This is a genomic window from Flammeovirga pectinis (genome assembly GCF_003970675.1).
GTDB classification, from domain to species: Bacteria; Bacteroidota; Bacteroidia; order Cytophagales; family Flammeovirgaceae; genus Flammeovirga; species Flammeovirga pectinis.
In genome coordinates, this window is sequence record NZ_CP034562.1 from 1,577,369 (window position 1) to 1,601,405 (window position 24,037).

A 24,037-nucleotide genomic window follows, 5' to 3' on the forward strand; every position below is an offset into this window, starting at 1 on the left:
GATGTTAATATTTGGATAATTTCTTTTCTTGAATCAATTTATAAATTTTAGACTTACTCATCTCAAGTTTGTCTGATACAAAGTTCACCTTTCCTTTGTACTTTTTCAAAAAATATTCAATAATCTCTATGTTATATTCTTCTAAAGTACGCTCTTTTTTGAGTGAAATATCTTCAATTTCTTCATTTTCTATCAACAAATCACTTGCTCTTATGGTCTTGAAATCAGAAATTATAACAGAAAGCTCTATTAAAGATTTCAACTGACGGACATTACCAGGGAAATGATACGTTACTAATTTTCTTTGTGCATCGGCATGTAATTTTTTAATAGGAGTAATCTTGTTATAAATACAAGCTTCCTCTATAAATAGCTCTGCTAAATTTAAAATATCACCTTTACGCTCTCTTAAAGGAGGTATATTTAAAGGCAAACCTAGTAATCTATAATAAAGGTCTTCTCTAAATTTATTTTCGAAGACTTCATTTCTAAGGTTTTTATGTGTAGCAGTAACTAACCGAATATCTGTTTTTATAACTTCATTACTACCAATCCGTGTTACTTCGTTTTCTTGTAAAACTCGAAGTAACTTAGTCTGTAAATCAAGAGATAGCTCACCAATTTCATCTAGAAAGAGAGTCCCATTCTTGGCTTCTTCAAATTTACCCAACCTACGTTTTGTGGCACCAGTAAAAGCACCTTCTTCATGGCCAAATAATTCGCTTTCTATCAAATCTTTGGGTATTGCAGCAATATTAACGGCAATAAAAGGGTTCTGATTTCTAGTAGACTGTTTATGTATGGCTTGTGCAACAAGTTCTTTACCTGTTCCTGTTTCTCCAGTAATATTTACATTAATTTTTGTCGTTGAAGCCTTCTTAATTACTTCAAAAACTTTCTTAATTTCTTCAGAATCACCCTTAATTATATCACTTATTTCTGTAGAGGCATGTAACTGAAAAAAGTTGTGTCTCACTGAATTTAAGCATTTTTGCAATCTTTTAAAAAAGAAATCATTATTAAGCAGATAAAAATCAAAACCACAATCTATAAGTGCATCAGCATAATCTATATCATTCGCATTAGAAATAGCAACGAGTTGCACCTCAGAAGATTTCTTTTTAACCTGTCTAATTTCCTTTTTTATCGAATCGAAATTGATTAAAGTATCGTCAATAAATAAGACGTTGGGTATAACTTCAGAACTAAAGAAATCTTTAAAAGAGCTGTAATATTTAATTACATCTTCTTCAGAATTATTATTTTCTAAAATGATTTGTGATAAATGATATGTTCGAGATAGAACGCCTAATTGCATATAGTTGTACTAAAAATTCTAGTAGTTTAAGATATAAATTTAAAATTTTTAATGTGATAAGAAAATTTTAAACAAAAAAAGAGACCGAATTTAATATTCAGCCTCTTGATATAATATTTAGATAAAGATTACTTAGTTATCTTACTGAAGAAACTAATAAATCTTCTTTTTCTACATGTCTTCCTTTTAATGCTTGAATATGTCTAGCATTGTTTCCTTCAATCTTATTAATTATTTGAATTTGCTCCGCAGAAGCTTCAAAAATTATTTGATTGATGTGCCAAGATACAGTTTCTGTATATGGAGGAGTAGTTAAAGAACCATTATAATGGTAATAATGCTTCATTTCTTCACAACCATATTTCCCAAAAAGGTCTTCTAAATTAACTTCATTCTTATTAACGCTAACAATACCAGTATGGTCTTTAGGAATACGATTAATAAACTCATTCAAGAATTTATTTTCTTTTCCCATTTTAAATAAAACGCCAATAACTAAATAATGTGGTTTATCAGAAGAATCATTTTGAAGTACGTTTACCATATGCATTTCCATAGGGTAAGTAATACCATCAATCTGATGTTCCGATGGAGTATGAAAATGTAGTTGTTTAAAATTGTAACTAACATCATCATAAACTAGTTGAGAAGTACTGTCAAAGTCAAGTTGTACAGAGTGTCCTGTATTTTCTACAGCATTACAGTGTACATCCAAATTTAATTTCGATTTCTTAACTCCTTCAACAGAAGTAGATAAAATATTAATTGGAGATTGAATGTCTCCAAATTCTCCAGTAGGGACTGCGTACGCAATATTTTCTGATGAAGTAGTATGCGTAGAATCACAAGAAGTGAATGACAATCCTATAAAAGTGAAAATTATGAGTAAGTTTTTCATATTGAAAGTGATAATACAATTAGCTCTTTAAATAACACATCACAAAAGTCTTTAAAAAAAATATTGGCTATGGTGATTATCGATTACAAATTTAGGTAATATTCATCACTATAATTAAAAATGGTTATTTATAACGATTTGTTTGGAATGTGTGTAGAAAGTTGTTGATTGTTTTATTTATAACAGATTGTGTTATTTAGGTATTTTAAACGTTATTATTTCTTCTAGAGGCAAGTACCTATCATATTTGTATTATTAATTAGATAACAATACAGAAAAATATAAAGTGTTAGTGCGATGTTAGTTTACAAATTCGGAGGAACTTCAGTAGGGTCAGCAGAAAGAATGATCCAAGTAGCAAGTCTAGTAAAAGGTGGCGAGTCTAAGATTGTTGTTTTATCAGCAGTTTCTGGAACTACAAACTCTTTAGTTGGTATTTGTGATGCTTATTATGCAGGAGACAAGACTTTAGTTGCGTCGCTTGTAGAGGAGTTTCGTCCTAAATATGATAAACACATTTATGAGCTTCTTCAAAACGAAAATTCTATTGCTGAGGCAAATGAATTAATGGAAGGAAAATACGCTTTATTAAGATCTTATGATGTTGCTTCTTTTTCTGGAGTTCAAGAAAGAGAAATTCATGCTCAAGGTGAATTGATTTCTACAAAATTAATGCACATGTATTTAGCTGAACAAGGCTTAAATGCAGCTTTAATTCCTGCTTTAGATTTTATGCGTACAGAAAATGGGGAACCAATGTACGATGAAATTGAATCTAGAATTAAAGAGGTTCTTGCAACTTACCCAGCAACTGATCTATTTATTACACAAGGTTATATCTGTACTAATGAATTTGGTCAGGTTGATAACTTACAAAGAGGAGGGAGTGATTATACAGCATCCATTATTGGTGCATGTATTGAAGCAACTGAAGTTCAAATATGGACTGATATTGACGGAATGCATAACAATGATCCTCGTTTTGTTGAAGGTACAAAAGCAGTTGAACGCTTAACGTATGATGAAGCTGCTGAATTAGCATATTTTGGTGCTAAAATTCTTCATCCTTTAGCAGTATTACCTGCACAAAAGAAAGATATTCCTGTTCGTCTAAAAAATACCATGCAGCCTGAAGCATTTGGAACTCTTATCGGACCAACTTCTGATGAATCAATTCCAGTGAAATCTGTTGCGGCAAAAAATGGAATCGTTGCAATTAAAATACGTTCAAGTAGAATGTTAATGGCGTACGGTTTCTTAAAGAATGTTTTTGAGGTTTTCGAAACATACAAAACGCCAATTGATATGATTACTACTTCTGAAGTAGCCGTATCACTTACAATTGATAATGATGAAAATCTTGAAGCAATAGTAAAAGATTTAGAGGCTTTTGGTTGTGTTGAGGTTGACACTGATCAAACAATTGTATGTGTTGTTGGTCAACTTTTAGTTGAAGATTCTAAAGTGGTATCTTCTGTAGTAGATGCATTGGAATCTTTACCAATTCGTATGATATCATATGGTGGAAGTAAGAGTAATATTTCTGTATTGATTCCAACTCAATATAAGAATCAAGCACTTAATTTATTGCACCAAAAATTATATTCTGTGGAATTAGTATAACTACTAATCATCCTCAAATAAAAGAGAAGTCATCTATTTTAAAGGAATAGGTGACTTTTTTATGTTTAAAATTGACGATTCATTACAGTAGGTTTTACTGACAATTAAAGTATACAGTAAAGTTTATCAACTAGTTAACAATAAATAATAAATTGATTTAGTATCTATTTTGATTGAAATTTCACTTTTTATCAAAAAAATAAGTGGTACCTATGCAGATTATATAAGTTTTATCGTTTATATCTTGATAATACTATAGATTATTCAACATAAAGTGATGAGATTTTATATATTATATCATTAACTTTTTTCTTATACCTATATTTACAGGTTTAAAAAATAATTCACATCTCAGACAAATACTTTTACTCCCATAAATGAAGTTAAAATTTGGACATATCATGCTTACTTTCTTACTTAGTTTTTTACTAAGTGGAGTGGCTTCTTATGCTCAAATGAACTCTCAATTAGCACAATACTATAAACGTAGAGCAAAAAAGTATTTAGTTAAAAGTCCTCACCTTTACGAGTATTTTTCTATTACGAATAGGGGGATTACAATATATCCATCACCTCAACATAGAAAGCAGGGTATTGCAGAATTTTATGTTGGGTGGAACGAACTAAGTACTTTAAAAGATGTTTTTGAATATGGTGATAGATCATTTCAGTATGAAGTGTATCAATCAAAAGGAGTAAAGCCATTTACACAAGAATTTAAACAAACGGTAAACATATTAAAAAGCATTACAACGTTTGTTCCTACCTCAATCATGAAACCACTTTCGGGAATTCGTATAGCAATAGACCCTGGTCATATTGCTGCAGATATGGATATGGCAAAAATTGAAGGAAGGTTTTTGGAAATGAAGTTAGAAGATGGATCAAAAGTTAACCTTAAAGAGGGAGACCTTACTCTGACAACGGCTTATATTTTAAGAGATTCATTAATCAAATACGGTGCAGAAGTTTACCTTACTAGAGATATAGCAGGAAATACTGGAGCCTCAAAAGTTCCTTATCAATCTTGGAAAAAAAGATATTTACGTTCAAAACTACATGAACAGAAGCTAACTAAAAAGCAGATGTTACATGTTATAAATCATGCTCCTGAATCAAGAATTTACCGCCAATATTATTTACAAGATGACCTTGAAATAAGGGCAGAAAATATAAATTATTTTAAACCTGATGTAACGGTTGTTCTTCATTATAATGCTGATGAATTAAATGTAGGTTGGAAGAAGCCCACAGAAAGAAATTTTAGTATGGTGTTTGTGCCAGGTTCTTTTATGAAAAATGAACTTGCATCTAAAAGAGATAGGTATGATTTTCTTCGTATTTTGGTAAGTGATTATACAAAAGATTCTTACTACCTAAGTAAGTTTATAATGGATGAATTTGTCGATTATTTAAAAGTGCCAGCTGTAGATCCTATTACTGAACCAAAATATTTAAAGGTGGTAGGTCTTCCGTTAGGTACGGGTATCTATGCTAGAAATTTACGACTCTGTAGGTTGTTAAATAGTCCTATGTGCTATGGAGAACCGCTATTACAAGATAATGTTGACGAGCTCAAGGGCTTGAATAATAATAATTATGCTGAAGGAAAAATTGCTCCACGTGTTATAGAAGTGGCAAATAGTTATTTTTATGGCATTTTGAATTATATAAACTATCAAAAAAGCAAAAATACACCTTAGTAGTTTTATAGTGTTTAAGTATTGTATTACCAATCTGTCCGAAATTTTAGTTGGTCAAATTCGTATAAAACAAAATATTATAATAAATTGCACCTAACATAATAACAACACATATATATTTAAATAACAAACAATCAAAAATGTCAACGTTAAAGAAAGCAGTTTTAAGACTCGATCAGACCGATCGAAGAATCTTAGATATACTACAAAAACAAGCCAAGATAACTAACGCTCAGTTATCTAAAGAGATTGACTTGTCTCCAGCGCCTACGTTAGAGCGTGTAAAAAAACTTGAAAATTCAGGTATTATTGAGAGTTATCACGCAAAATTAAATACAAAAGCATTAGGCTTAGGTGTTACAACTTTCGTGAACGTCAAAATTGAGAAGCATAATCAAGAAAATCATACTTCTTTTTTAAAACAAGTTGATCAAATTTCTGAAGTAATAGAATGTCATCATGTTACTGGTAATAGTCATTATTTATTAAAAGTAATCACTACAGATATAGAAGAATATCAGAGAGTTCTTTTAAATAAATTAAGTGAAATTAAAGAGGTAGATGATCTACAATCAATGATTGTTTTATCATCTCCTAAAGATGCTCACACTATTCCAGTTCCTTAACGGAAATACTAGCTACTTTCTACTACAATTTACATTTAAACCTCTTATACCGTTCAATTTTTAATGAAAAAAAACTTCTTAATCACCGCTGCCTTAACAATGGCAATGTCTTCATTGAATGCACAAGACATTCAACTCTCATCAGATAAAGCTGATGTAGAGAAATACATGAATACAATTACTCAAGAAGATCTTAAAAGTCACCTTTCAATCTTAGCTTCGGACGAATACGAAGGAAGAGAAACAGGAGAAAGAGGACAAAAAATGGCTGCAGATTATATTGCAAAATATTTTATGCAACAAGGGTTAGTTGGTCCAGTTAAAGATGTACCTAATCCTTATTTCCAACAATTTGATTTATACCAACAAAAATATTCTCATTTTTATTTAAAAACGAATGGATATACTTTAAATCTATTCGAAGATATTTTCCCCTATGGTAAATTCTCAATTGAAGAAAACGCTGAAGTAGTTTTTGTAGGTTATGGAGAAATTACTGATGAGGTAAACGATTACAAAGGCCTTGATGTAAAAGATAAAGGCGTAATCTTTTTTGAAAAAACACCAGAAGAATATGGTGCTTCTAATAAAATGAATGGCCTAAGAAGAAAAGCAAAATTAGCAGCAGAACAAGGTGCGGCATTTGCTATTATTCTTCCTAATTCTGACGAGGATTTTAATACACAAATTCAACGTTACGGTAGTTACATAAAGAAAGGTAGTTTATCTTTTAAAAAACCAACAGAAACTGATAATGCGAAAAGCTTTGGTTTAATGCTCGGTAAGCCTTCTTCTTTTTACGAAGCATTTGAAATAGATACTAAGAAATTAAATAAGACAATTGCTAAAGCCTTAAAATCGGCTAAATCTGCAGCAACAGGTCGTGTATTTAATGTATCCATAGATGCAAAATATCAATCTAGAGTAATGCCTACAGAAAATGTATTAGGCTTTATGGAAGGAACAGATTTAAAAGAAGAAATTTTAGTAGTGACTTCTCATTATGACCATGTTGGTATTATTGATGGTAAAATCCACAATGGTGCAGATGATGATGGTTCTGGTACTACGGGTCTAATAGAAATAGTAGATGCTTTTGTACAAGCAAAAAAAGATGGAAAAGGACCGAGACGTTCTATTCTATTTATGACAGTTACAGGTGAAGAAAAAGGACTTTTAGGTTCTGAATATTATTCTGAAAACCCTGTTTTCCCGTTAGAGAATACAATTACAGATTTAAATATCGATATGATTGGCAGGGGAGATGATGCACATAAAGAGCAAGAAAACTTTGTGTATGTTATTGGATCTGACATGTTATCAAGTGATCTTGATAAAATTAGTAAAGAAGTTGCAAAAACATATCTTCCTGATTTTACTTTAGATTACAAGTACAATGCTAAAGACGATCCGAACAGATATTACTACCGTTCAGACCATTATAACTTTGCAAAACATGGTATTCCTGTAATTTTCTATTTTAATGGAACGCACGAAGATTACCACCAACCAACAGATACAGTAGATAAAATTACTTTTGGACCTATGGCAAAAAGAGCTCAGCTAGTTTTTGCAACAGCATGGGAGTTGGCTAACAGAGATCAAAGACCTGTTGTTGATAAAAAACCAAACGATCAGTAATTGATCTCAAAAAGGAAAGGCCAACGAAGTAAAATCGTTGGCCTTTTTTTATTGTCCCATTTTCATAATGTACTCTTCTAAACTGTCATCACTTTCTAATTCTAGCCTTTTCCGTAACCTCTTTCTAGCTACTTTTACACTATTAGAAGAAATTCCCATTATAGAAGCAATATCTTTACTCGACATGTTCAATTTTATCAAATAACACATTCTAATGTTACCTTCTGTAAGTGTAGGGTGTGTTTTAGTTAGGGTCTCAATAAAAGGTTTATGTACTTCTGCAAAAAGAGAGTTTAAAACTTTCCAATCTTTTTCAAGGTCATCAACTTCTTTAATTTCCCTTCGAATACTATTTATTTTTGATGGGGAAAATTCTTCTGGAGTTTTTTGGATTGACTCTAATTTTTTATCAATATGATCAATTAAAGTGTTGAGGTGAACGAGGCGTAATGCATGTGTGGTTAATTCTTTTTCTCGCATTGCTAAAGCCTCTTTTATTAATTCAGCTTTTTGATTATTCATTTCAAGAATGTCCATTTCTTTTGCCAATAATGCCTGAGAACGTTCTTTTACCATCTGATCAAGCATTTCTTTCTGCTTTTTCAAATTCCTCACATAGATATAGTAAATACCTACGAGCGCAAGTGCGATTAATAAAGCAATTGAAAGTTTAAAGTAAAGTGTTTCCCAATAATTGGCCTGTAACAGTACTTCAATTTTTGTTAGTTCACCCCATTTTTGTCCTTTATATCTACATTGAACTTCGAAAGAGTAATTTCCATACAAAAGATTTGAATAAATAACTGTTTTGGTTGATTTACTTTTATGCCAATGTTCTTCAAAACCCTTTAATCGATATCTGTATTCTATATTGTGATGATAATTATAATCGAGTCCTACAAATCCCAAACTAAAAGTTCTATGGTGCGGAGGTAATTGCAAGGATTCTTGGTTCGATATATCCATAGTATTTGCATTCTGAAACTCATTATAGAGCGTTAAAGAAGTAACTTTTACATTTGGATTTTCTTGCAAGAAGTGCATAGCTTTTACACCATTAAAAACATTGAGGCCTTCTGTTCCTCCAAAAGCTAAATTGCCATTGTTTAATAAAAAAGACGCACCAACATTAAATTGTTTTCCTTGTAATCCATCTTCAGCACTAAAACACCTAATAGTGTTTTCTAGAGAGTTAAATGCAACTAACCCTTTGTTTGTAGAAAGCCATAAAATACCATCAAGATCATTTTCTATTGAATATATTACTTGATTAGGCAATTGTTGATTAATCGCAGCAGGAGAGAAGGTATCCGTTTGGCGATCTAATTTCCAAAGGCCATTTCCAAAAGTACCAATCCATAAATTAAAGTTATTATCCTCGCAAATAGAGATTATTGCATTATTTGTATTCAGACTATCGTTCTTTGTTTGGTTAAGATACAATTGTTCAAAGTTGTCATTTGCCTTGTTGTATTTATTTAAGCCGTTAAAAGAACCAATCCAGATATCCCCCTTAATATCTAAATATACTTTTCGGGTATCATTATTAGAGAGAGTGTTTTTTATATTATTCTGATGAAGGTAACGTGTAACGCTTTCAGTATTTTGATTGTATTTTATGACCCCAACCGTAGTAGCGAGCCACATATTGTTTTCTAAATCAAATTGAATATCCCAAATGTTATCAGTTGATAAAGATTTCCCGAATTGGTCTTTTAGAGTAAACTGATGTATTTTATCGTTTTTATCAAAATAGGAAAGACCATCATGGTATTTACCTACCCATACTTTATCATCATTTTTTTCAAGTGAAATCACAAATTTATTAGACAAGACATTCTCTATCTTTCCATTTTTAAGGTTCACTTTATCAACCCCACCACCATCAGTACCTACAAATAATTGATTGTCTTTTACCTCAGTAATTGATGTGACTGAATTGTGTGATAATCCTAAACTGTATGTTTTTTCTTCCGTGAAAAGAAAGAAAGGGTCACTTTCGTTATACAATTGCAAGCCATCTCCAAATGTTCCAATCCATATATTATTCTCAACACCTTTGTAGATATAATTAATTGTTTTGCCATTACTTTTGTGGTGTAAAAGTGTAAACGATTTGTATTGCTTGGCTTTTTCTAACAAAATAATTCCATTTCCTTCTGTGCCAATCCATATATTTTGCTTATGATCGAGAGAAACGGTTTTAATTTTATTTTTTCCTGAATATAGTTTTTGAGGCTTTAACTGATTATCAATTGAATATAGACTTCCATCTTTAGTACCTACAAAAAGTTGGTTATTAATTCTCTTTAAAATAAATATATTTTGTTTTTTAAATTGGTGAAGGGTTGGGATTGATATTTCCGAAAAAGTTCTATTTGATATTGTTATTAACCCTTTGTCAGAAGCTAAAAAGAGCGTATTTTTAAAAGCCGCTATACTCTGAATTGCACCTTCTGTACCTTCAATTTTTTGATAGTTTTCAAGGCCTTTATCTTTTACAAATAACCCAATATGATTTATACCGACCCACTGTTTATTATTACACCAAGTGATGCCTTTTATATCTTCTACGGTATGTTTGTTTTGAACTTTAACTTTAGTGAAAATTTTAGTTTCAAAGTCATAAACTTCTAAACTACCATTGGTGCCAATCCATAATTTATCCTCAAGAGGATCATTTTTTAAACATCGGATTGAGCTAAAAGATAATCCATTTATGGAATTGGAGGTGAATTTCTGAAAGGAATGCCCATCAAATTTATTTAAACCATCATCTGTTCCTATCCATAAAAAGCCATACTTATCATACAGAATATCGTTAACGTTATTCTGTGATAACCCATTTTTAGTGGAAAAAGAGGATAATTTAATAGGCTTGAGATCTGTTGCTTTTGTCGTTAACGCAATTACATTTAGAAACAAAAATCCCAAGGCAAATTTAGTTAGTAGAGTTGCTTTCATTTAATAAAATAAGCTGTAGTAGATATATTAAAATGTCGTATTTACACGTAATATGATTCATTAATATTTTTAAATCAAGTATTTCTATTGAAATTCTAAGGTAACAGAAGTGAATAGCTAAAAATAATAAGAGAGTAGTTAAAGTACGTTAGTGGTTGATAAATCGGAGTGCTTATCTCATGAATTGATATCACCTGTTGATGTATTGGGATACATTATGCAGATAACATTAAGCTACTTTTAGATTGATAATTAGCTCATCAGACAACAACTTAGAACTGCTTATAATAGTCGCGTTGTAATACATACAATAGTAAATAGTTTGAAAATGATAGTTTTAATGCACACATTAGCATTTTTAAAATGCTAAAAACAAAAGTATAACGATATGGATTTTTATGAAATACCTAAAAAGAGGGATTTACATAGAAAAGCGCTTATCAATAAAAATAATTTAAATGAGTAATAAGAAAATTGAAATTCCATCAGATGTAAAAGGACTTATTTTTGATATGGATGGAACGCTTGCAGACACAATGCCTACACATTATTTAGCTTGGAAAGCAACATTCGCAAAAGTAGGTTACCATTTTTCAGAAGAAGAATTTTATTCGTTGGCAGGAATGTCTACAGAAAGAATTGTGCTGAAAATTGCTGCTGAGAATAATATGCAATTAGAAGTACAAAAAATGTCTGATGATAAAGAACAAGAATATTTAAATTTAACAAGGGCTGTAAAACCAATAGATATAGTATTTGATATCGCAAAAAAATATAAAGGGAAACTACCAATGGCAATTGGTACTGGAAATATAAAATTACTTATAGATCATACATTAGAAGCAATTGATGCTGTTGGTATGTTTGATGCTTTGGTAGGAGCAGATGATGTGTCAGAACCTAAACCTTCTCCAGAAACTTTTCTTAAATGTGCCGACCTCATAAACGTTTTACCTAAAGATTGTATAGTATTTGAAGATGGTCAGCCGGGTATTGATGCTGCTTTAGCAGCTGGTATGAAAGTAGTTGATGTAAGAGAATATTTGTAAAAAAGAGATCTATATTATTGATTATTAATATGTTGAAATTACACTTATAATAATTAAAGATTAAATAAATGTTAATTTATTACTTTTTGTATGTCTTTAAACATTGTCGTAAAAGGTGTGTAAATTGGTCATAAACAAAGGATTATTAAAGAAACATTTAGAAACTTATTAAGGTCTTTGTTATAGACTGACAATAGTCATGTTTTAAGACGTTTCTGTTCCCTAATATTGAACTGTTTTTAAAAATCATTAATAAAAAAATTACGAGACCATGAGTTTAATCGTAGACGTTCACGCAAGACAAATTCTTGATTCAAGAGGTAATCCTACAATTGAAGTTGATGTAACAACAGAAACAGGTACAGTTGGCCGTGCTGCAGTTCCTTCAGGAGCTTCAACAGGTGAGCACGAAGCTGTTGAGTTACGTGACGGTGGATCAGAATACCTTGGAAAAGGAGTTTTGAAAGCAGTTGAAAACGTTAATGAAATTATTGCAGAAGAGTTAATCGGTGCTTCAGTATTTGAACAAAATGCTATCGATAACGCTATGATCGATTTAGATGGTACGCCAAACAAATCGAAATTAGGTGCAAATGCAATTTTAGGTGTATCTCTTGCAGTTGCTCATGCAGCAGCAGCAGAACTAGGTCTTCCTTTATATAGATACGTAGGTGGTGTTTCTGCAAACACTTTACCTGTTCCAATGATGAACATCATCAACGGTGGTTCTCACTCAGATGCTCCAATCGCATTCCAAGAGTTCATGATCCAACCAGTATCAGCTAAAGATTTTACTACTGCTATCCGTATGGGTGCTGAAGTATTCCATTCTTTAAAGAAAGTTATTCACGACCGTGAACTTTCTACTGCAGTAGGTGACGAAGGTGGATTTGCTCCAGCTTTTGATTCAACTGAAGATGCTTTAGATGCTGTTCAATTAGCAGTTAAAAATGCAGGTTACGAGTTCGGTAAAGATATTACTATCGCTCTTGACTGTGCATCAGCTGAATTCTATGTAGACGGTAAATACGACTACACTAAATTCAAAGATATGAAAGGTGGTGTAAAAACTTCACAAGAGCAAGCTGAGTATTTAGCTGAATTGTGTGGAAAATACCCTATCACATCTATCGAAGATGGTATGGACGAAAACGACTGGGATGGTTGGAAAGTTCTTACTGAATTAGTAGGTGATAAAGTTCAGTTAGTTGGTGACGATTTGTTTGTTACTAATGTTGAGCGTTTAGGTCAAGGTATCGATAACGATATTGCGAACTCTATCCTTATCAAAGTAAACCAAATTGGTTCTTTAACTGAAACAATTGCTGCAGTAGAAATGGCTCACAGAGCTGGTTATACTTCAGTAATGTCTCACCGTTCTGGTGAAACTGAAGATAACACTATTGCTGATTTAGCAGTAGCGTTGAACTGTGGTCAAATTAAGACTGGTTCAGCTTCTCGTTCTGACCGTATGGCTAAGTATAACCAATTACTTCGTATTGAAGAAAAATTAGGTTCTACTGCTAAGTACTTAGGTCTTGACGCATTCAAGCAAAAATTCAACTTCTAATTAGAAGTTAGAAAATATTCTGAGTAATCAGGTGGGGCATTCCTTTATAGGAATGCCCTTTTTTTTGTATGTAAGGGTAGTTTTTTTACCTTATTTAAAATTAGTTTAAATAAATTAACTTATTATTTGTAATTAATCTTAATAAGATCTAAGTTTGTTCCTGTATAAAAATAACAAACATTTTTTTTCATTATGACAATTTCTTCGTCACTTAAAAAGACAATTATCGCATCTACTTTGATTGCAACTTCTTTATTTTCATGTTCAGAAGTGGAGGATGCTATCAACGATATAATCACTCCTGAAATTCCAACTACTTACACATTCGAGCACGTAAATTATTCTGGTCAAACTGCTCGTATTCAAATGTTGGATTCTCTAGAAAGATATATTAAATCTGGAAATGATGGCGTAACAAAGTTATCAACATCTGATATGAATGCTATCTATACAAATGAATCAGGTGATTTGTTTGGATCTTCAAAAGATGTAGAAAGCAAAACCGCTAATGATACAGATTTAAAAGTAAATGTTTATGGTAAAATTCCAACTTATTTTATTTCTGCTGCTGATGCTTCTGGAAACCAAGATAATATCAATGGAGGACGTTTATTTAATGTAAATGGTCATGAGCCAGCACAAATGGTTGCTAAAGGTTTAATGGGTGCTACTTTGTATTACCAATCAGTATCTAATTACTTAACAAACGAGAAATTGGATGGTGCTGATAACGAAACTGTTGAGGAAGGTGAAGGAACTGCAATGGAACATTACTGGGACGAAGGTTTCGGTTATTTTGGTGCAGCAACAGATTATGCTGACAATACTGAAGCAAAAAATTGGTATTGGGCAAAATATGCAAAATCAAGAGCTGATGTATATGATGTTTCAGGAGATATATTTAATGCATTTATTGCAGGTCGTGTAGCGATTGCTTCTAAAGATTATGAAGAAAGAAATAAGCAAAGAGATATTATTATAGCAAAATGGGAAGAATTAGTAGCTATTAATGTAATCCATTATTTAAATTCATTAGCAACAGATACAGAAGTTGGAGATCAAATGCACCATTGGTCTGAAGCACTTGCTTTTGCATGGTGTTTACAATACAATAGTTCTAAAGTGATTTCATCATCTGAAATTAGTAACATAATTGATTTGTTAGGAGATAGCGTTAATGACGTTTCTTCAGACGATATAACTGCAGTGAAAGCAGCATTAAAATCTACATACGGTTTTTCTGATGAAGTAGTGAATAATTTATAGTATTTACTATTTTTGCAAAATATTAATAGATCACGGTAACATTTTGTTATCGTGATTTATCTATATAATCCCTAATTACAATTTTTGATAAATGAAAAAGGTCAACCTAATAGTATTTATTGCTTTTATAGCAGCATTCTTCTCTTGTGAATCGGAATCAAATGTAAGTGTAGACTTCTCACAAGATGAGATGTTGACGAATTATGCAAATAATTTAATTGTACCTTCATTTGAATCATATAAAAACGCTACTAACGCATTAAAAGAGAAAACAGCCGTCTTTACTGCTACTCCAAGCGAAGAGACTTTGAATTCTTTAAAAGAGGCATTAAAAGATAGCTATAATGCTTGGTCTAAAGTGAATGCTTACCAATTTGGCCCAGCTATGGAGGCATCATTATTATCTAATTCAAATACATTTCCTACTAAATATCTTGAGGTAGAAAGTAGTATTGTATCAAATAATTGGAATTTAGGGAGCATTACTTCAAATAATAAAAAAGGGCTACCAGCAGTTGATTATTTAATCTTTAATCAAGATGCTGCAGAAACTGTAACTGCCTTTGCTGATGATAATCGTAAAAGGTATTTAACGGAGTGCGTAGCTGATTTAGATAACAGAGCAAGTTCAGTTTATGAGTTATGGGTAAATGGTTATGCAGCTGAATTTAGTGCCAATACAGGAAATGACCCAAGTAGTGCATTGTCATTTTTAGTGAATGAATATAACAAAGCTTACGAAAGATGTAAAAATCAAAGAGTAGGTTATCCATTGGCAAAATTTAGTAGTGACCTTACACCTCAAGTATCGCCAAAATCTGTTGAAGCATATTATAGTCAAGAAACATTAGCACTATTAGTTTCTAATATTGAAAGCTTAGAGAATATTTTCTTAGGTAAAGGAGAAACTGACGGAGAAGGTTTAGCAGATTATTTGGATGCATATTATAAATCAGGTGCTTCTGAAAAAGACTTAACTGCTGAAATTTTAAATCAGTTTGATATGATTAAAGCTAAGCTTGATGCTTGTAATGATCCCTTTTCAGAGCATATATCAAATAATGACCAAGTAGTAAATGATTTATATGATGAATTGACTAAATTAGTAGTACTGATTAAATCAGATATGTCTTCTGTTTTATCAGTTAAAATTACTTATCAAGATTCAGACGGTGATTAACCATGAAAATTAAGGATTACATTAACAAACAAGTCTCTATTGCTCCTTTAGTTGTATTCAGAATAATATTCGGTATAATGATGGCCAGTAGTGCAATAAGATTTTGGGCAAACGGTTGGATTGATACTCAATTTATCCAACCGACCCACTTTTTTCATTATTATGGTTTCTCATGGATAACTCCATTGGATAGCACTGGAATGTATGTTATTTTCTCAGTTATGATACTGAGTGCGATAGCAATAGCATTTGGTGCTTTTTATCGTTTTTCAGCATTAGTTTACTTTTTAACTTTTACTTATGTTGAATTATTAGATGTAACCAATTATCTAAATCATTATTATTTTGTGAGCTTAATGGCTTTTATAATGATTTTTTTACCTGCACATCGTCGTTTTTCTTATGATGTATACAGGAATCCAGAAACATTTAGATCAACAGTTTCTGCATGGACAGTCGATGCCATAAAGTTACAACTGAGCATTGTTTATTTTTATGCAGGAATAGCAAAATTAAATACAGATTGGTTATTTAATGCACAACCATTACGCTTGTGGTTAGCTTCTAGAACAGATTTGTTTTTAATAGGACCACTTTTAAAATATACATGGGTTGCGTTTGTTTTTAGTTGGGTAGGATGTATTTATGATTTAGTAATTCCATTTTTCTTAGTAAATAAGAGAACTAGAGTATATGCTTACATAGCTGTTGTTGTATTCCATGTAGCGACATCTATTTTGTTCCCTATTGGAATGTTCCCTTATATCATGATTTTAAGTACTTTAATATTCTTTTCTTCTGATTTTCATGAGAAAATTATTATTGCTTTAGGTCGATTCTTTAGCTCCGAAAATTTAGCTATTGAAGTGAAAAGAGGGAGAATAAATTCTATTCCACAGCAATTGATTCGTTTGGGTTTTGCTCTGTTCTTTATTTTTCAATTGATATTCCCTTTTAGATATGCTTTTTATAAGGATAATTTATTTTGGACTGAGCAAGGTTTTAGATTCTCTTGGAGAGTAATGCTCATTGAAAAATCAGGTAGTGCTACTTTTTATGTACTCAATCCAGATACAAACCGAAAAATTGAAATAAATAACAGCGATTACTTAACGCCTTTGCAAGAAAAAATGATGGCAACTCAGCCAGATTTAATCTTACAATATGCACAAATAATCAAACAAGCATTCGAAGAAAAAGGATTTAAAGATCCAGCTGTTTATGTTGATGCTTATGTAACCTTAAACGGTAGAAGTAGCCAACAATATATTGATCCTTCAGTTGATCTAACAAAATTAAAAGATACATTCGCTTCAAAAAATTGGGTACTCCCGTTTAAAGGGTAATCAAACTTATGAAATCAACGATACTAACAAACTTACTTCTATTCATCTTTACTTTTAGTGCTTATGCTCAACAGGTTGCAATTACTGGAAAGGTAATTCAGTATGATACGCAAAAGGGTATTTCTGGTGCGGATGTATATATTAAAGGAACGTCAACTAAAGTAAAAACAAATAAAGATGGCGTTTATTCTGTTACAGGTTTAACTGTGGGTAAAACCTATTCTATAGGTGTTTTTAAGCATGGTCTTACACCAATGGAAAAAGATATTTCTCCTAAACAAGGAGGGAATAGTTTAAACTTTACATTAAGAGTAATAGAAAAAATTTTAGAAGAAGTAGCTGTTATAGAGACTGATGAAACAAATGAAATTACTAGGTTAGAAGCGATAGAAGGCACTTCAATTTATGAAGGCAAAAAAAGTGAAGTAATTCAGATTGATAATCTTACAGCAAACTTAGCAACTAATAATTCTCGTCAGGTATACAATAGAGTACCTGGTTTAAATATTTGGGAAAGTGATGGAGCTGGTATTCAATTAGGTATTGGTGGTAGAGGATTGAGTCCAGATAGAACATCAAATTTCAATACACGCCAGAATGGATATGATATTGCTGCAGATGCCCTTGGTTATCCAGAAAGTTATTATACACCTCCTTTAGAAGCTGTAGATGAAGTACAGATTGTTAGAGGAGCAGCTTCTTTACAATATGGAACTCAGTTTGGAGGGTTATTAAACTTTAAAATGAAAAAAGGGAACCCTTCAAAACCATTTGAGCTTGTTTCTAGACAAACAGGAGGTTCTTTTGGTTTATTTAATTCATTTAATAGTATTGGCGGTCAAAAAGGAGATGTAAACTATTATGCGCTTTACCAATACAAAAGAGGTGATGGTTGGAGACCAAATTCTGGATTTAATGTAAACACCTTTTTTACGGCAGTTAATTACGATGTTTCTGATAAGTTTAAGATAGGCGTGGAGTTTACACACATGAATTATCTTGCACAACAACCGGGAGGTTTAACAGACGATGAATTTTATTCTGATCCAAGAGCATCTTATACAGATCAGAATTGGTTTAAAGTGAATTGGAATGTTGCATCTGTAAAATTGGAATATAAAATATCATCAAGTGCTAAAATTGAAATGCGTAATTTTGGGCTTTTAGCATCAAGAGATGCTTTAGGTTTAAATTTAAATAAGCAAGATCCTTACAATGAACCTCGTTTATTAGTGGCAGATCAGTTTAGAAATTATGGTACAGAAATAAGGTATTTAAAACGTTATAAAATAAAAGGTAAACCTTCTGCTCTTGTTGTGGGAACACGTCTTTACCATGGTAATGATGATAAGAAACAAGGAGATGCCTCTGATGGTAACGATGCTGATTTTACATTTTCACATCCAGATAGCTTACTTTCAGATCATGATTTTACGATTCAGAATTATGCATTCTTTGCAGAAAATATTTTCCAAGTAACCGATAAATTTAGTGTTACTCCAGGTGTACGTTACGAATTAATAGGAACAAAAGGTGAGGGGTACTATCAAAAGGTATTTTACGAAGTTGGTGACGATGGCTTGATAGAAGAAATTACTCGAGCTGAACCAGATTCTATCGTTAATAATAGATCTATCTTTATTGCAGGTGTAGGTTTTAGTTACAAAGTGAATCCAGATTTGGAGGTTTATGCTAATATCTCGCAAAACTATAGAGCAATTACATATTCGGACCTTCGCTCATTGAATTCAAATGTACGTATAGACCCAGATATGAAAGATGAAAAAGGCTATTCTGCTGATTTAGGAATGAGAGGGAAACTTAAATTTTTAAATTACGATATTAGTGCTTTTTACTTAAGATATAATGATAAAATTGGTTTAGCCAATCCTGCAAACCCAATACGTACAAATATTGCAGATGCATATACAGTTGGTGTAGAATCTTATGCGGAGTTAAATTTTATGCATTTTATCAATCCTTTGTCTAATTATCATTTTAATCTATTCGGTAATGTGTCCTTTATTCTAGGTAAATATATTTCCGATGACAAAGTATACGATGGTAATGATGTAGAACTTGTACCTCCTTTCAATATAAAAACGGGTATTAATACAGGGTATAAGGCATTTAATTTATCATTACAATATACCCACGTAGACAAGCAGTATACTGATGCTGCAAACACAGAGGTGCCACTTTCAGATGCTGTATATGGCCCAATTCCATCGTATTATGTAATGGATTTATCTATGAAATATCATTACAATTGGTTTGGAATAGAGACTGGAATAAACAATTTGACGGATAATATGTACTTTACTAGAAGAGCAACTGGTTATCCTGGTCCTGGTATTATCCCTTCTGATGGAAGAAATTATTATTTCACATTTCAATTTAAGATCTAGGAATTGTTTTGTGAATTACTGATTTGTCTTGAAAATAGATCAAAACATACTGTGTTAAGCAATAAAATTTACTAGGAAGATGTTATGTTTGTGATTAATTTGTATAATTGAGTAATGAAAACTTGTTCATTCACTTTATTTGTGTGTACAGAAATTACAAAAAAACAGGATAATGGCAAAGAGTATAGACGAAACTAAACTACAACGAATTAAAGAAGCAACTATAGAAATGGTTGTAAGTAAAGGATATGGAGGAGCGTCAGTTTCGTCGATTGCAAAAAAAGCACAAGTTGCAGATGGATATTTATATAGACATTATCCAAGTAAAGCAGCTTTAGTACAAGCTCTTTATTCATCAAACATAGAATATTACAGAAATATTATATTCAAAAACATGGAAGATAAAGAATCACTGGAAGAGGTGATCTATCATTTCTGTGTAGAAATATTCAATCTAGCAAACGATAATCCTTCTAGAGCAAAATTTATTAATATGCTTATGAACGATTATACTTTCTTAATGTCGAAAGAAATGACATTAAAAATACCTGAATCTTTAAAAGCAATGGTAGAAAGAGGCCATAAATCTGGTGAAGTGGGAAGCGAAATTAATGTAGAAATGTTTACAGCTGTATTTCCAGCAATTCCTATTCAATATGCATCTTCTAGAGCAACGTCTGTTTTTAGTTCTGAACGATTAACGGAAGATGATGCCAAAATTGTAACAAAATTATGTATCAAAGCATTAGCTTAAAGTATACATTTTATATAAAATAATAGAAGAGCAACTGTAATGGTTGCTTTTTTTGTACGTCAAAATATAATGATTTAAAGAACATATTCGCTACAATCGGTAGTTATTTGTAATAATTTTAGATTGTGTGTATTTATTTAAACTTTCTTTTAACTTTGGCTTTAGAATAGATTGTTTACAGTCTATTAGAAGTCTATGTTTAAACATAGTTTGGACTAGACTTTGCTATCATATAGAAAATGTCGTGTAAAAGGGGTAGTAGCCTTTTACATTTATATTACTGAAGGTTAGAGGGAACTGGTTCTACTAGGTTCCTCTTTTTTTATACACAAAATTTATTTTTTTAGAGAATTATTTAATCATTTATCAAAATGATTAAATTACGTTCCAGTTCATTTTTTAGTATTTACATTTCCCCTCACAATGTTTAAACAGATTTTTTTAATAGTACTGATTTTTTCATTCATACCAACAATCACTTCTGCTCAATCAATTAAAGATGTTAAATCTAAATTCGATGAGTATATATTACATGCAAAGTTAGGTGAATTCACTTATCAGCCAGATTCTACGGCTAGATTAGATACTGTATCGATCAATAAAAAAACAAAAAAAGTATATTTATTTTTAGGTAAACAATGGGAATATAAACCTGTTAGAAGGGAAGATGTTGAAGATGTATATACCCAAACAAGAAAATTTTTAGGTGATAAATATGCTAAATATGATTTTGTCTTTTTTGTCGGAAAAACAGATGATAAAAATCAAAAGAAAATTGCGAAGAAGAATAAATGGCCACAGACACCAAAATGTAAGTTTGCAGATCTAGTTCCAAACATATATCGATATAAACATCATTTTGATCATAAAAGAAATACAGTACATAAACACAAAGGTATTCCTCATGTGCAAAAAATTAGTAAAGAAAAATCGCCTACAAAAGGATTATATAATAACCATTTAGCTATTTGGAACAGCCATGGATGGTATTATGAGAAATCTTTAAACAGATGGGAATGGCAGAGGGCAAGGTTATTTCAGACAGTTGAAGATTTATTGCCTACAGCGTTTGTATTGCCCTATTTAGTACCAATGTTAGAAAATGCTGGTGCGAATGTTTACTTACCCAGAGAAAGAGATATACAATCTAAAATGTTGATTGTAGATAATGATGGTGATAGAAGGGGCTACACAGAAAAAGAAGGTGTATTTGCGGGTGGAAAAGGTTTTAAATACAAAGAAGAGTATTCTGAAGAAAAACCATTCTCTATTGGGACTTACAGAAAAGTGAAGTCAACTAAAAAAGAGAATGTTGTTTTTGAATGGCAAACTGAAGGTGAAATAAAAGGGGAGTTTGGAGTTTATATTTCTTACGCAACATTACCAATTTCTATTGATGATGCTCATTATGTTATTAAACATCAAAAACAAGAAACTGCTTACCTTGTAAATCAAAAAATAGCAGGAGGAACATGGGTTTATCTAGGTACTTTTAAATTTGATGGGAGTCCAGAGGAAGGAGTATATCTATCATCAAAATCAAAACATAAAGATAAAATTATTACTGCCGATGCTGTAAGGTTTGGTGGTGGTTCAGGTAATATTAAAAGAGGGAATACAACGAGTGGTAGACCAAGGTTTATGGAAGGTGCTCGTTATCATTTACAATTCTCTGGGGCACCAACAGAAGTGTATGCTCCAAAGAATGAAGGGAATGATTATAAAGATGATTACCAATCAAGAGGTGAATGGGTGAACTGGCTAACAGGAGCTCCTTTTGCAATAAACCCTGATGTAGCGAATAGTGGTTTAAATGTACCTATTGATTTAGCACTGGCTTTACATACCGATTCTGGAGTTTCGGATTCAGATACTACAAAAGGTACTCTATTAATCTATAGTACTACCGATATGAAAAAGAATACAACTTTCCCTAATGGACAATCGAGGTATACAAATAGAGATTTAGCAGATATTATACAAACCCAAATTGTAGCAGATTTAAGAGTATTACACGACTCTATTTGGAACAGAAGAGAACTATGGGACCGTAGATATAGCGAAGCTGTTTACCCAAATGTACCTACTATATTGATTGAGTTGCTTTCTCATCAAAATTTTAAAGACATGAGATTTGCATTAGATCCTCAATTTAGATTTGATGTAAGTAGAGCTATTTATAAAGGAATTGTAAAATACCTGTCGTATCAAGAAAATAGACCTTTTGTTATCCAACCCCTTAAACCAAAAGAATTTGCGGTCACTCTACAAAATCAGAAAGCTTTTTTACAGTGGAAAGTTCAATTAGATTCATTAGAAAAAACAGCAGTACCAAGCTACTATAAATTATATACCAATAAAGATAACCAAGGTTGGGATGCCGGTAGCATCGTTTACGGCAACAATTTAGAAGTAGCAATTGAAAAGGCTCATTTTTATAGATTTAAAATAGCGGCTGTAAATGAGGGTGGTGAGAGCTTTACCACAGAAGAGTTGAGTATTGCTGACTTTGGAAACAAACCTGCGCTTATAGTAAATGGGTTTGATAGAATAGGAGCTCCATCTGTTATAGATACACCATCTTATAAAGGTTTTACAACTTCTGATGATGGAGTCGCAGATGGTGTAGATATATCGTTCACTGGCAATCAATATGATTATAATCCTAAGTCGGATTGGCTAGATGATGATGCTCCAGGACATGGTGCTAGTTATGCTGATGCAGAAACAATATTGATTAGAGGTAATACACATGATTTTACACGTGTTCATGGAGAGGCTTTTTACTATTTAAAACAATCTTTTGTATCTGTAAGCATTGAAGCTATAGAAAATGGTTTGATTAAGTTAGAAGATTATGAAGTAGTAGATGTTTTATTTGGGGAACAAAAATCTACTGAACCTGTGCAAGAAGGTAAGGGGAAAGTCTACTCTTGTTTTAGTAGTTCTTTTAAAAAGAAACTATCTGTATTTTTGGAACAACCATCTTCAAAATTATTTATATCTGGAGCGTATATAGGCACAGATTTATTTGAAAAGCCTAATGGTTTAAGAAAAGGGAGAAAGCATACAGATGTTTTATATGCAAAGAAGAAGTTACATTTTATAGGCAGAACTAACTACGCAGATAAAGTAGGTACAGTATTTAGCGTCAATTCAAACTTTAAGAGCTTGAACAATCTTTCTTATGCTAACACCATAGATACAAAATTATATAGAGTAGAAGCACCAGATGCTTTAGATCCTGCTGATAAAGCTACAAAAGTGATTGGTAGATATACAGGTAATAATAAAAGTATAGGTATAGCTTATTCAGATGATGAAAATAAAATTGTAGCTCTTGGTTTTCCTTTTGAGACAATTACAAGTGAACAGAAAAGAATAGAATTTATGGAGGAAGTGATCGTGTTTTTCCAATCCATTAACTGATTGATTTTTAGAGATTAAACTCTTTTTTAAGGCTTTTACCTAAATAAAAGTGAATTAATAGTCACTTATTCCTTAAAATCTCATAAACATGTTAAGGATGATTAATTTTTGACACAAAAAATCGTTTGCCTACGTCTAATAAAACAGACAAAGACAAATAGATATGAAAAGTCAAAGAGCGACAAGGTTCTTTTCACTTGATAAACTATACTAACAATACAAAAGGTCACCATTATGGTGGCCTTTTTGTTTTTATAAAAAT

15 protein-coding genes are annotated in these 24,037 nt (G+C 31.7%); 12 read left to right on the forward strand and 3 right to left on the reverse strand.

The genetic code is table 11. From position 1 onward, the window contains the following. Nucleotides 1–4: 4 nt before the first annotated feature. Nucleotides 5–1,318, reverse strand: coding sequence for a sigma-54 interaction domain-containing protein (locus tag EI427_RS06355; RefSeq protein ID WP_126612820.1), 1,314 nt, complete (start codon nt 1,316–1,318; stop codon nt 5–7). 136 nt (nt 1,319–1,454) lie between these two features. After that, nucleotides 1,455–2,216, reverse strand: a complete 762-nt coding sequence (locus tag EI427_RS06360; RefSeq protein WP_126612822.1) for a carbonic anhydrase family protein — start codon at nt 2,214–2,216, stop codon at nt 1,455–1,457. Between the two features lie 297 nt (nt 2,217–2,513). Here EI427_RS06360 and EI427_RS06365 point away from each other — a divergent pair, with 297 nt between their 5' ends. From EI427_RS06365 to EI427_RS06380, 4 genes are all read left to right on the forward strand, one after another. Further along, the gene (locus EI427_RS06365) at nt 2,514–3,839 is read left to right on the forward strand and encodes an aspartate kinase (RefSeq protein WP_126612824.1); all 1,326 of its coding nucleotides are present in this window, start codon (nt 2,514–2,516) and stop codon (nt 3,837–3,839) included. 377 nt (nt 3,840–4,216) lie between these two features. After that, entirely contained in the window at nt 4,217–5,542 is a 1,326-nt protein-coding gene (locus EI427_RS06370; protein ID WP_126612826.1) for an N-acetylmuramoyl-L-alanine amidase, read from the forward strand. A 140-nt stretch (nt 5,543–5,682) separates the two neighbouring features. Beyond that, nucleotides 5,683–6,168 (forward strand): Lrp/AsnC family transcriptional regulator, encoded by a 486-nt coding sequence (locus EI427_RS06375; RefSeq protein ID WP_126612828.1) that lies wholly within the window; start codon nt 5,683–5,685, stop codon nt 6,166–6,168. Between the two features lie 63 nt (nt 6,169–6,231). Continuing rightward, entirely contained in the window at nt 6,232–7,809 is a 1,578-nt protein-coding gene (locus EI427_RS06380; RefSeq protein WP_126612830.1) for a M28 family peptidase, read from the forward strand. Between the two features lie 48 nt (nt 7,810–7,857). Here EI427_RS06380 and EI427_RS06385 read toward each other — a convergent pair whose 3' ends face one another. Further along, nucleotides 7,858–10,773: a ligand-binding sensor domain-containing protein gene (locus EI427_RS06385; RefSeq protein ID WP_126612832.1), complete on the reverse strand. Its 2,916-nt coding sequence runs from the start codon at nt 10,771–10,773 to the stop codon at nt 7,858–7,860. 458 nt (nt 10,774–11,231) lie between these two features. Here EI427_RS06385 and EI427_RS06390 point away from each other — a divergent pair, with 458 nt between their 5' ends. The 8 genes from EI427_RS06390 (at nt 11,232) to EI427_RS06425 (ending at nt 23,775) form a co-directional block, all read left to right on the forward strand. After that, nucleotides 11,232–11,822 (forward strand): HAD family hydrolase, encoded by a 591-nt coding sequence (locus EI427_RS06390; protein ID WP_126612834.1) that lies wholly within the window; start codon nt 11,232–11,234, stop codon nt 11,820–11,822. A gap of 271 nt (nt 11,823–12,093) precedes the next feature. After that, entirely contained in the window at nt 12,094–13,392 is a 1,299-nt protein-coding gene (gene eno / locus EI427_RS06395; protein WP_126612836.1) for a phosphopyruvate hydratase, read from the forward strand. Between the two features lie 192 nt (nt 13,393–13,584). Beyond that, nucleotides 13,585–14,658 carry a DUF4856 domain-containing protein gene (locus tag EI427_RS06400; RefSeq protein WP_126612838.1) on the forward strand — a complete coding sequence of 358 codons (1,074 nt, stop codon included), beginning with the start codon at nt 13,585–13,587 and terminating at the stop codon, nt 14,656–14,658. A 91-nt stretch (nt 14,659–14,749) separates the two neighbouring features. Next, nucleotides 14,750–15,838: an imelysin family protein gene (locus EI427_RS06405; RefSeq protein ID WP_126612840.1), complete on the forward strand. Its 1,089-nt coding sequence runs from the start codon at nt 14,750–14,752 to the stop codon at nt 15,836–15,838. A gap of 2 nt (nt 15,839–15,840) precedes the next feature. Further along, a complete protein-coding gene (locus EI427_RS06410) occupies nt 15,841–17,184 on the forward strand; it encodes an HTTM domain-containing protein (RefSeq protein ID WP_126612842.1) in 1,344 nt (447 codons plus the stop codon). Nucleotides 17,185–17,192: 8 nt separating this feature from the next. Further along, the gene (locus EI427_RS06415) at nt 17,193–19,592 is read left to right on the forward strand and encodes a TonB-dependent receptor domain-containing protein (protein WP_126612844.1); all 2,400 of its coding nucleotides are present in this window, start codon (nt 17,193–17,195) and stop codon (nt 19,590–19,592) included. A gap of 172 nt (nt 19,593–19,764) precedes the next feature. Continuing rightward, entirely contained in the window at nt 19,765–20,346 is a 582-nt protein-coding gene (locus EI427_RS06420; protein ID WP_126612846.1) for a TetR/AcrR family transcriptional regulator, read from the forward strand. A gap of 423 nt (nt 20,347–20,769) precedes the next feature. After that, on the forward strand, nt 20,770–23,775 hold the full coding sequence (locus EI427_RS06425; RefSeq protein ID WP_126612848.1) for a golvesin C-terminal-like domain-containing protein: 3,006 nt from the start codon (nt 20,770–20,772) through the stop codon (nt 23,773–23,775). Nucleotides 23,776–24,037 lie beyond the last annotated feature (262 nt).

Bases quoted from the DNA above. Each gene is read 5' to 3' on its own strand.
- EI427_RS06355 (WP_126612820.1), bottom strand. From the start codon at position 1,318: ATGCAATTAGGCGTTCTATCTCGAACATATCATTTATCACAAATCATT.
- EI427_RS06420 (WP_126612846.1), top strand. From the start codon at position 19,765: ATGGCAAAGAGTATAGACGAAACTAAACTACAACGAATTAAAGAAGCA.
- EI427_RS06365 (WP_126612824.1), top strand. From the start codon at position 2,514: ATGTTAGTTTACAAATTCGGAGGAACTTCAGTAGGGTCAGCAGAAAGA.
- EI427_RS06415 (WP_126612844.1), top strand. From the start codon at position 17,193: ATGAAATCAACGATACTAACAAACTTACTTCTATTCATCTTTACTTTT.
- EI427_RS06405 (WP_126612840.1), top strand. From the start codon at position 14,750: ATGAAAAAGGTCAACCTAATAGTATTTATTGCTTTTATAGCAGCATTC.
- EI427_RS06380 (WP_126612830.1), top strand. From the start codon at position 6,232: ATGAAAAAAAACTTCTTAATCACCGCTGCCTTAACAATGGCAATGTCT.
- EI427_RS06410 (WP_126612842.1), top strand. From the start codon at position 15,841: ATGAAAATTAAGGATTACATTAACAAACAAGTCTCTATTGCTCCTTTA.
- EI427_RS06385 (WP_126612832.1), bottom strand. From the start codon at position 10,773: ATGAAAGCAACTCTACTAACTAAATTTGCCTTGGGATTTTTGTTTCTA.
- EI427_RS06390 (WP_126612834.1), top strand. From the start codon at position 11,232: ATGAGTAATAAGAAAATTGAAATTCCATCAGATGTAAAAGGACTTATT.
- eno (WP_126612836.1), top strand. From the start codon at position 12,094: ATGAGTTTAATCGTAGACGTTCACGCAAGACAAATTCTTGATTCAAGA.
- EI427_RS06375 (WP_126612828.1), top strand. From the start codon at position 5,683: ATGTCAACGTTAAAGAAAGCAGTTTTAAGACTCGATCAGACCGATCGA.
- EI427_RS06370 (WP_126612826.1), top strand. From the start codon at position 4,217: ATGAAGTTAAAATTTGGACATATCATGCTTACTTTCTTACTTAGTTTT.
- EI427_RS06360 (WP_126612822.1), bottom strand. From the start codon at position 2,216: ATGAAAAACTTACTCATAATTTTCACTTTTATAGGATTGTCATTCACT.
- EI427_RS06400 (WP_126612838.1), top strand. From the start codon at position 13,585: ATGACAATTTCTTCGTCACTTAAAAAGACAATTATCGCATCTACTTTG.
- EI427_RS06425 (WP_126612848.1), top strand. From the start codon at position 20,770: ATGTTTAAACAGATTTTTTTAATAGTACTGATTTTTTCATTCATACCA.